The 2,295-nt window shown below is 76.6% G+C and carries 2 protein-coding genes; both read right to left on the bottom strand.

Annotated features, from left to right (window positions below; all coding sequences use genetic code 11):
- A partial coding sequence (locus tag Q0195_RS00145; RefSeq protein ID WP_299272951.1) for a transglutaminase-like domain-containing protein occupies positions 1–1,657 on the bottom strand: 1,657 nt, incomplete at its 3' end.
- Positions 1,654–2,295: DUF58 domain-containing protein (locus Q0195_RS00140; RefSeq protein ID WP_299272949.1), on the bottom strand; the 642-nt coding region annotated here is incomplete at its 5' end. The genes Q0195_RS00145 and Q0195_RS00140, both read right to left, overlap by 4 nt.

Here is a 2,295-nt window from a genome sequence, read left to right as displayed (position 1 = left end):
GCCGGTCCTGCGGCTCGGGCTCCTCGACCTGGGGGATGCGGTCCTCGTCGGGGGTGGGGTGGAAGGGCACCCAACCGTGGTCCTCGAAGGCGACCTCCACCCAGGCGGTGACGTCGTCGCCGGTCACCTCGACGGGCCCGGGCCCCGTGTTCGCCTCGGGGGCGAAGCCCATGACGACGCGGGTGGGCAGGCCCACCGCCCGGCCGAGCAGCCCGGCGAGCGCGGCGTACTGCTCGGCGTCGCCGATCATCGCCTCCTGGCCCACCATGGCGGCCAGCCGGGCCGCGCCGTGACCGGCGAGGGAGGGGGCGTCGCCCTCGAGGCCGTGGGAGAAGTAGCCGTCCTGGAGGGAGGAGACGATGGCCTGGATGCGCGCGAGCGGGGTCTGCGCCGAGGCGACCATGGCCGAGGCGGCGGCGACCACCGTGTCCGGGACGCCGGAGAGCTCGGGTTGGTCGACCCGGGCCAGCGGCGCGCCCTCCAGAGCGCTGACCGGCGGCTCGACGGTGGGGGTGGCGAGGAGGGTGTACCGGTCCCCCTCCCGCAGGCCGGTGGTGAGCAGGCCGGTGCCGGAGGCACGGTTGACGTACAGGTGGCGCTCGGTCTCGGCCGCGTCGGGGCCGGCGAACTCGATGTCGTAGGTGCGGCCCACCGTGGGGACCCAGACACCGGTGTACGCACCGACCTCGACCTCGACGGTCACGGCGTCGTCGGGCACGGTCGCCTCGACCCGCTCGCCGATCCGGGTGAAGGTGCCCGAGCTGGCCGCCCGGTGGTGCGCGCCCCCGGCCACCGCCCACACGGTGCCGTCGTAGACGTCCATGGTGGCCAGCCGCAGCGGGGTGCCGGCGGGCAGCCCGCGGACGGTCAGGACGGTCTCCTCGCGGTGGTCCTTGAGGTAGGCGCGGAAGCCGGCGAGGGGGCTGGGGTAGTCGTGCGGGTCGAGCGGCGGCTCGACGACCTCGCGCAGGACGAGGCGCGGCTCCTCGCCGCGGGCGAGCAGCCCGGTGCCGGTGCCGCCGGCCGCGGCGACGGCGAGGAGCACGAGCACCGCGAGCGGGCGGCGCTGCAGGCGCCCGGTGCGCCAGGCCGCCCAGACGAGCCCGCCGAGGCCGCCGACGAGGGCGAGCGGCAGGGCGGTCGTCTCGGCGGCGGTGCCGAGGAGGATCGCCACCGCGAGCACGACGGCGGGCGGGACCAGCGCCCACGCCGGCCGCCGGGTGCGCAGCGAGACGGTGACGGCGACGAGGGCGGCGAGGAGGCCGAGGAGGTAGGGCGCGGTGAGCAGGTTGTCCACGGCGCCGAGCGGCGGGGCGAGGGTGAGGACCTGCTTCCAGGACGTCACCGCCCCGCTGCCGACCGCCCCGACCGTCTGCGGCGTGGGCACGAGGCCGGCGAGCGCGGTGCCGGGGGCGCCGAGCGAGGAGCCGAGCACCCCGGCGACGAGGAGGGCCGCCAGCACCGTGAGCGTCGTCCACCGCCGCCACGCGCCGAGGGTGGCCACGAGGGTGCCGAGGAGCACGCCGCCGACCGCGGCGGCGGCGAGCCGGCCACTGGCGTAGACCGGCACGAGCGGGAGGAGGGCGAGGAGCACGAGCCCGGCGGGGACGAGCACGTCGAGCACGCGGGAGCGCAGGAGGCGCAGGTAGCTGCTCACCGGCGCTCCGCCCTGCGGAAGCCGCGGCGCAGCTCGGCGAGCTCGCCGATGGTCAGCACGGTGACGACGCCGACGCTGTGCACCGCGGTCCGGGCGCCGGTGACGACCTGGACGGCGAAGGCCCGGGCGTCGATCGGCAGCACGGCCCCGGCGGCGCGCAGGTCGCCCGGGGTCACGGTGGAGCCGCAGACGAGCACCACCAGGGAGGCGCGCTCGACGTCCCGGCTCACCTGGTGGGCCATGCTCACCACCCCGCTCGGTCCGTCGCCGAGCTCCAGGCGGGTGAGGCTGTCGAGGTACTGCCCGGGGGTGACGGCGCGCAGCGTCTCGTGGGTGGTCAGCGTGGTGAGGTCCTTGTCCTCGCGCATCGCCGCCAGCGCCAGCGAGCCGAGGGTGGAGACGGCCACCTCGAACTCCTCCTCCTCGCCGTAGTCGCGGGCGTTGCGGGACATCGCGACGACGAGGTGGGAGCGGCGGGTCTCCTCGAACTGGCGGACCATGAGGGTGCCGGTGCGGGCGGAGGTGCGCCAGTGGACGTGGCGGCGGTCGTCGCCCGGCACGTACTCCCGCAGCGCGTGGAAGGACAGGTCGGCGCTGGTGATGTCGCGGGTGGGCCGGCCCTCGAGGTCGTGGATGAA

This window comes from uncultured Georgenia sp., from assembly GCF_937958535.1.
Lineage (GTDB): Bacteria > Actinomycetota > Actinomycetes > Actinomycetales > Actinomycetaceae > Oceanitalea.
This window is presented reverse-complemented; position numbering and strand designations above follow the sequence as displayed.